We start from the raw sequence: 6,786 nt of genomic DNA on the forward strand, positions 1-6,786 counted from the left end.
AGATCGATAATCTCTGCATTTGTACCGTATCCGAGTGCACGGATCAGCACAGTGATCGGCACTTTACGGGTTCTGTCTACACGAACATAAAATACATCGTTAGAGTCAGTCTCATACTCCAGCCATGCTCCACGGTTCGGGATCACAGTACAGGAAAACAGAAGTTTACCTACTTTGTCGTGATCGATTCCATAATAGATACCCGGTGAACGTACCAGCTGGCTGACGATAACACGTTCAGCTCCATTGATCACGAAAGTACCGGTCTCGGTCATCAGAGGCAAATCGCCCATGAAAATCTCGTGCTCATTGATCTCGTCGGTCTCTTTATTATGAAGACGAACTCTGACCTTCAACGGTGCCGCATATGTTGCATCGCGCTCTTTACACTCCTCGATCGTGTACTTTGCACCTTCCACGTCAAGCGTAAAGTTGGTGAACTCCAGGCTGAGCTTGCCACTATAATCGGTGATCGGAGAAATATCCGCAAATGCTTCACTCAATCCTTCATCCAGAAACCACTGGTAGGAATCGCGCTGAACCTCGATCAGGTTCGGCATATCAAGAACTTCCTTTTTACGGGAATAGCTCATTCTCATGCTGCGTCCTGACTTGGTAGGTTTGATTCTGTTCTTTTCCATTGACATTTCACCCCTTATATATTTACTCACTGCTTTTTCGGTTAAACAATGGCGCCATTTAGGCATGCACCTACGCAGTGATTTATACCCATACCTCACCACAATAGTGCATTGTCCATACTACCATATTTTTTCAAGTATGTCAAATAGTTTTTTTCAAAAACATGAATAAAAAAAGAGGATACCGCATTGCGATATCCTCTCTGAAATCCAACTGAATTATTTAAGAGTAACTTTTGCACCCTCAGCCTCAAGTTTGGTCTTCATCTCCTCAGCCTCAGCTTTGGAAGCGCCCTCTTTGATTACCTTCGGAGCGCCGTCTACTACGTCTTTAGCTTCTTTCAGGCCAAGTCCGGTAGCTTCACGAACAACTTTGATAACTTTAACTTTGTTCGGGCCAACCTCGGTCAGCTCAACATCGAAGGAATCTTTCTCTTCAGCTGCTGCTGCACCGTCTCCAGCTGCTGCTACAACAACGCCTGCTGCTGCGGATACACCAAACTCCTCCTCGCAAGCTTTTACAAGATCATTCAGCTCTAATACAGTAAGCTCTTTGATTGCATCAATAAATTCTGCAGTAGTTAATTTTGCCATTTTTATTTACCTCCAATAATAATTGTATCATTGCCGTCATGCGGCTTTCATAATAGTAATTTCGATTATGCCTCTTTGCTCTCTGCGATCTGATTGATAACGCGTGCAAAGTTTGCGATCGGGCTCTGGATGCTGCCAAGCAGTTTTCCAAGAAGCACTTCTCTGGACGGAACGTTTGCAATTGCAGTCATTCCCTTAGCATCGTAGTAGTTTCCTTCTACAACACCAGCTTTAATCTCAAGTTTCTCTGCTTTCTTTGCAAAGTTAGCAACGATTCTTGCCGGAGCAGTCGCATCAGTTTTAGAGATAGCGATTGCAGACGGTCCTTCGAGATGCTGGGACAGCGGCTCGAACTCAGTTCCTTTGATTGCAAAATTCAGCATAGTGTTCTTGTAAACCTTGTAAACGATGCCTTCTTCTCTCATCTGTTTACGAAGCTGTGTATCCTGCTCTACAGTAAGACCACAATGGTCTACCAGAACAACACCAGCTGCACCTTCCAGATTTGCAGAGATCTCGTCTACAACCGGTTTTTTCAGTTCAACTTTTGCCATGAATGGTTTCCTCCTTATAGATTTTTCAATCGTCGGATAACCTTCCCAGTGGTAAGGATGAAAAACCCCTCTATGCCGCAGACACAGAGGGGTAATCAGTCATTCTCAATCGAATGCATTCCTCGGCAGGCGTTTTAACCTTATGCCTAACGGCACCTGCTGTCTTCGGGCAGTCATCTTCAACTGTTATAAGATATCATAAATATATACGGGATGTCAACACTTTTTTATGCTAACTTCAGCGGGTTAACTTTTACGCCAGCTCCCATAGTAGGTGTCAGAACAACACTCTTCAGGTACTGACCTTTAACTGCTGCCGGTTTTGCTTTGTTGATGGCATCCATAAGCGTCTGGAAGTTGTCCGCTAACTGCTCCTCGGTGAAAGAAGCTTTTCCGATCGGCACGTGGATGATATTGGTCTTGTCAAGTCTGTACTCAATTTTACCAGCTTTGATATCGTTAACTGCTTTAGTAACGTCCATAGTTACGGTACCAGCCTTCGGGTTCGGCATTAAGCCCTTCGGTCCAAGTACACGACCCAGACGTCCTACAACACCCATCATATCCGGAGTTGCAACAACAACGTCGAAATCGAACCAGCCACCCTGGATCTTCGGAACGAGTTCCTCAGCTCCAACGAACTCAGCGCCTGCTGCCTGAGCCTCTTCTGCTTTTGCATTCTTAGCGAATACAAGCACACGAACCTGTTTACCGGTTCCGTGCGGAAGAACTACGGCACCACGGATCTGCTGATCAGCATGACGTCCGTCACATCCGGTTCTGATATGAGCCTCGATGGTCTCATCAAATTTTGCAGTAGCAAGTTTCTTTACGATAGCAACTGCTTCGTCTCTGTCGTACTGAGTCTGCTTGTCATATACTTTAGCAGCCTCAACATATTTCTTACCATGTTTCATAATCTTTTTAACCTCCTAGTGGTAATTGCGGGAATCTCCCTCCCACGTCTGTATGTCAGCAACCGTGTTATTAGTCGTCTACTACAGTGATACCCATGCTACGTGCGGTACCTGCGATCATGCTGATAGCAGCATCAAGGCTTCCTGCAGTCAGATCCGGCATCTTCAGCTCAGCGATCTTCTGAACTTCAGATCTCTTGATCGTAGCGACTTTCTCTTTCTTGGAATTGGCAGCTGCGGTCTTCAGGCCACATGCCTTTTTCAGCAGCACTGCTGCCGGCGGGGTCTTGGTAATGAAACTAAAGCTTCTGTCAGCATATACAGTAATTACAACCGGGATGATCATATCTCCCTGATCTGCAGTACGTGCATTAAACTCTTTGGTGAACTGTACAATGTTCACACCATGCTGACCAAGAGCCGGTCCTACTGGGGGAGCCGGTGTTGCCTTTCCAGCCGGGATCTGTAATTTAATATAACCAGTAACTTTCTTTGCCATAATTCAAGGCACCTCCTTGTGGTGTTTGCGGGAATGTCCCTCCCACTTTTTTTCATGCTACATGTGTTTGATTTCTGTGAAACTAATTTCTACCGGCGTTTCACGGCCGAACAGGTCGACATTGATTGTCGCACTCTGTTTGTTATCGTTGATCGACTGGATCACACCAACGGTATCTTTCCATACACCGCCGATCACGACAACGCTGTCACCCTCCGCAAAGTCAATCTGTACGGATTCGGAATGAATTCCCAGTGGTCTCATCTCTTCCTCTGTAAGCGGAACCGGCTTAGAGCCAGGGCCAACGAACCCAGTCACACCACGGGTATTGCGGACCACATACCAGGTATCATCATTCATGATCATGTTGATCAGAACATAACCCGGAAACATTTTTTTCTGAACGGAACGGCTTGCGCCGTCTTTCAGTTCCACAACATCCTGCATTGGAACCCGAACCTCCAGGATCTGATCTTCCAGGTGTCTGTTTTCGATTGTTTTCTCAATGTTGGCTTTTACTTTGTTCTCATACCCTGAGTAGGTATGAACTACATACCAGCTTGCCTCTGACATAAAATCACCTTTCCCCTGTTACAGTGTTACCAGAATGTCAATCCCATAGGTCATGAGCATATCCAGTATTTTGATAATGAGAGCCAAAGCAACAGAAACGCTGACTACCGCAATAGTCTGTTTTGTAAGTGATTTTTGATCTGGCCAGATAATTTTCTTAAACTCGGCTTTCATGCCTTTGAACCAGCTTGTTTTCTGGGTCTTTGTTGTCTCTCCCATTTTCTCACTTCCCTTTCGTTCCTTGCGGATTACTTCGTCTCCTTATGAAGAGTATGTCTCTTGCAGAAACGACAGTACTTCTTGGTTTCCATTCTGTCCGGGTGATTCTTCTTTTCTTTGGTCATGTTGTAGTTACGCTGTTTGCACTCCGTACATGCCAATGTGATCTTTACGCGCACAACTTTCCACCTCGCTTTTATACTTTTTTTGCTGGTGATTCCTGCGAAAATCACCAATTTTTAGGCATAAAAAAAAAGCCTAAACTTCCATTCGCTTGTCAACTATAACACAGACAACCAAGGTACGTCAAGACTTTTTTCGTATTGTTCACTATTTTCTTCTATCTGCGCAGATTTCTTATCATCTGTTCATATTCATTACAGTCCTGCATCTTCTTAAATGTCTTAAACAACCGCTCCGGTTCTGAAAATTGATACACCTGATAAGACCAGAGTTCCTTCATCTTGAACAGCACATTCCGGTCTCCCATATTTCTCTCCTGATATCCTTCATATACCAGATCATGAAATGCCCAGAACTTTTCAAAAATATCTTTTGAGTCTTTTCCTTCATTATATAAAAGACCCGGATCGCGCAGGAATCCACGACCAAACATCAGCCGTTCCGTCCCCGGAAATCTCTCTGCAAAATTCCGGATCTGCTCTCGTGTATAGAGATCTCCATTATAGCAGAGTGGATTCACGCTTTGCTTTTCTGCCAGCTCATAAAGCTCAAGTCTTGGCACATTTCCATAACCATCCTTCTGCACCCGCGGATGAATGATCAGTTCTTCCATTGGATACTTGTTAAACAACTCCAATAGCGCCGGAAACTCTTCTGGATTCTCTTTTCCAATTCTGGTCTTAACAGAAATCTTTACTTCTCCCGACAGTGCATCAAATATTTCCGTCAAAAATCGCTCCAGTTCCTCCGGCTTTGCCAGAAATCCGGATCCTTTTCCCTTTGTCACTACCGTTTTAGACGGACAGCCAAGATTCAGATTTATTTCTTCATATCCCCAGTCTTTCAGTGCCTTTGCAAGCTTTATAAATCCCTCTGACCTGTTCGTCAGGATCTGAGGCACTGCATAGATGTTCTCATTATGTTCCGGCAGGATTTCCTGCAATTCTCTGGTCTTGAAATCACGTTTCTCATGAGGCTCCAGAAAAGGGATAAAATATTTGTCAAGCCTTCCATATATCTTCGCATGTGCCTGCCGATAGATCCAGGTAGTCACTGATTCCAGTGGTGCCATATAATATTTCACTGTTTTGTCCATTCCGCCTCTTTTCTTACATCATATATAACATAACCATCAACGGCATCGTTACTACGCATACCACGGTAGTCATCACATTGATCGCACTGGCATATGCTGCATCCTGATTGTAAAGCTGTGCCATCTGCGTGATCGTAGCTGCAGTTGGAGTAATTGCCGCAAGTAATGTCACCAGCAAGATCGACCGACTGTCAGGAACCGAAGACAGCGTCCCCCATGTTCGCAAAAAAATTACCGCCACCAGTGGCAGCAGCACCATCCGCGCCAAAACCATACCATAAACTCGTTTTCCGGTGAACAGTTTCTTCCACTCAATATCTGCCAGTGCCATTCCCAACATGATCATACTGACCGGTCCTACGGCCCTTGCCATGGATGTCATCGTATCTGCCAGTACATCCGGCAGCTGAAGTGGTGTCAAAAACAGCACCAGGCCTGCTACAACCGCAATCATATTCGGATTTGTCACGATCTTCTTCCAATTGATCCCTGGCTTTCCTTCCATTACAGACTGCCCATGGCTGAACAGAATCGTCATCTGTACTGCCAGAAATGCTGTTGCGTAGATCTGCCATTCTTCGCCAAGAAGCGCTGCCGCCAAAGGCATGATAATATTTCCTGCATTAGTATAAATCAGTGAACATTTCTCTACAGCACCCAGATGAAAAATCGAACTCAATACTGTACAAATAACAAACAATATGCCATGAAAAACCAATGCCGCTGCCAATGCAAGCAAAAATCCAGACATAACCTCCGGCGTATACTCAATATCAAAGGAATGGATCACCACACTCGGCAACAACAGATATAAGGTTATGACCGACAATGCCTTACTATCCTCTACTTTCAACATTCCCAGCTTCACAACTACAAGTCCGCATCCCATCATCAAAAACAAGACAATAATCTGTTTCATCAATATCAGTGCCATTAGATTGCTGTGCCTCCTAAAACTTCTTCTATCATTGGTTGGTTCAATTTCTCCCCGATTACAATTACCACTTTTTGTCCTTCTGTGCAAGTTGTAAATGTCATCTCATGTCTGGTCGCATTCAGTTCCATCCAATTACCGTCCGGCAATTCAAGAAATCCTTTCACGCGAAAAACATTTCCATAGGAAGCTTCTGCAAATAATTGCTGTACCTTTTTCTCAAGTTCCTGTCTTGTCATCTCCTGATTCATCACACAGACCGACTGGAATCTTTCCTTTTCCGGAAAATGCAGTTTTGTATAGTCTTCCACATGATATCCACTGTTCTGGATCCGTTCCAGATCCTGTTCCGTAAAATCCTCCCAGTTCTTCTCTATGATCTCATCTCCAAACTGTCTGGAGCAATGCACTTCCTGTAAAGCACAGTTCAGATGTGCTCTGGTCTTTGCGATCTCCTCCGGGGATGCGTCCTGACTTCTGCTGAGCACGACGCATCCCGCATTGGCCGCCTCCGATGCCAGCAGATATTCTGCTTCCTCCGATAACGTGTCCTCCAGCTTTGCATTCATGATCGTG

General features: G+C 44.9%; 10 protein-coding genes, 1 pseudogene and 1 other annotated feature. All 11 genes and pseudogenes read right to left on the reverse strand.

Annotated elements, in window-relative coordinates; all coding sequences use genetic code 11:
* Window positions 1–641 (reverse strand): annotated as a pseudogene (locus tag WMO62_RS15565) (DNA-directed RNA polymerase subunit beta); the annotation flags it as partial.
* A 219-nt stretch (window positions 642–860) separates the two neighbouring features.
* Window positions 861–1,235 carry a 50S ribosomal protein L7/L12 gene (rplL, locus tag WMO62_RS15570; protein ID WP_117499842.1) on the reverse strand — a complete coding sequence of 125 codons (375 nt, stop codon included), beginning with the start codon at window positions 1,233–1,235 and terminating at the stop codon, window positions 861–863.
* 65 nt (window positions 1,236–1,300) lie between these two features.
* Entirely contained in the window at window positions 1,301–1,789 is a 489-nt protein-coding gene (gene rplJ / locus WMO62_RS15575) for a 50S ribosomal protein L10 (protein WP_117499843.1), read from the reverse strand.
* Between the two features lie 50 nt (window positions 1,790–1,839).
* Window positions 1,840–1,976: a sequence feature (ribosomal protein L10 leader region), on the reverse strand.
* A gap of 40 nt (window positions 1,977–2,016) precedes the next feature.
* On the reverse strand, window positions 2,017–2,706 hold the full coding sequence (rplA, locus tag WMO62_RS15580) for a 50S ribosomal protein L1 (RefSeq protein ID WP_117499844.1): 690 nt from the start codon (window positions 2,704–2,706) through the stop codon (window positions 2,017–2,019).
* A gap of 70 nt (window positions 2,707–2,776) precedes the next feature.
* Complete coding sequence (gene rplK / locus WMO62_RS15585) at window positions 2,777–3,205, reverse strand: 50S ribosomal protein L11 (protein WP_117499845.1); 429 nt, start codon at window positions 3,203–3,205, stop codon at window positions 2,777–2,779.
* 57 nt (window positions 3,206–3,262) lie between these two features.
* Window positions 3,263–3,778 (reverse strand): transcription termination/antitermination protein NusG, encoded by a 516-nt coding sequence (gene nusG / locus WMO62_RS15590; protein ID WP_117499846.1) that lies wholly within the window; start codon window positions 3,776–3,778, stop codon window positions 3,263–3,265.
* 18 nt (window positions 3,779–3,796) lie between these two features.
* Window positions 3,797–3,997 (reverse strand): preprotein translocase subunit SecE, encoded by a 201-nt coding sequence (gene secE, locus WMO62_RS15595; protein WP_117499847.1) that lies wholly within the window; start codon window positions 3,995–3,997, stop codon window positions 3,797–3,799.
* Window positions 3,998–4,026: 29 nt separating this feature from the next.
* Window positions 4,027–4,176 (reverse strand): 50S ribosomal protein L33, encoded by a 150-nt coding sequence (rpmG, locus tag WMO62_RS15600; RefSeq protein ID WP_117499871.1) that lies wholly within the window; start codon window positions 4,174–4,176, stop codon window positions 4,027–4,029.
* A gap of 161 nt (window positions 4,177–4,337) precedes the next feature.
* Entirely contained in the window at window positions 4,338–5,276 is a 939-nt protein-coding gene (locus WMO62_RS15605; RefSeq protein ID WP_349145253.1) for a tRNA-dihydrouridine synthase, read from the reverse strand.
* Between the two features lie 13 nt (window positions 5,277–5,289).
* Complete coding sequence (locus tag WMO62_RS15610; RefSeq protein ID WP_349145254.1) at window positions 5,290–6,210, reverse strand: AEC family transporter; 921 nt, start codon at window positions 6,208–6,210, stop codon at window positions 5,290–5,292.
* Window positions 6,210–6,786: GTP-binding protein (locus WMO62_RS15615; protein ID WP_349145255.1), on the reverse strand; the 577-nt coding region annotated here is incomplete at its 5' end. The genes WMO62_RS15615 and WMO62_RS15610, both read right to left, overlap by 1 nt.

The sequence above is a fragment of the Hominiventricola aquisgranensis genome (assembly GCF_040096225.1).
Classification (GTDB): Bacteria; Bacillota; Clostridia; order Lachnospirales; family Lachnospiraceae; genus Hominiventricola; species Hominiventricola aquisgranensis.

Excerpts from the sequence above, each read along its gene's own strand:
- rplL (WP_117499842.1), bottom strand. The coding sequence starts at position 1,235 with ATGGCAAAATTAACTACTGCAGAATTTATTGATGCAATCAAAGAGCTT.
- rplJ (WP_117499843.1), bottom strand. The coding sequence starts at position 1,789 with ATGGCAAAAGTTGAACTGAAAAAACCGGTTGTAGACGAGATCTCTGCA.
- rplA (WP_117499844.1), bottom strand. The coding sequence starts at position 2,706 with ATGAAACATGGTAAGAAATATGTTGAGGCTGCTAAAGTATATGACAAG.
- rplK (WP_117499845.1), bottom strand. The coding sequence starts at position 3,205 with ATGGCAAAGAAAGTTACTGGTTATATTAAATTACAGATCCCGGCTGGA.
- nusG (WP_117499846.1), bottom strand. The coding sequence starts at position 3,778 with ATGTCAGAGGCAAGCTGGTATGTAGTTCATACCTACTCAGGGTATGAG.
- secE (WP_117499847.1), bottom strand. The coding sequence starts at position 3,997 with ATGGGAGAGACAACAAAGACCCAGAAAACAAGCTGGTTCAAAGGCATG.
- WMO62_RS15605 (WP_349145253.1), bottom strand. The coding sequence starts at position 5,276 with ATGGACAAAACAGTGAAATATTATATGGCACCACTGGAATCAGTGACT.
- WMO62_RS15610 (WP_349145254.1), bottom strand. The coding sequence starts at position 6,210 with ATGGCACTGATATTGATGAAACAGATTATTGTCTTGTTTTTGATGATG.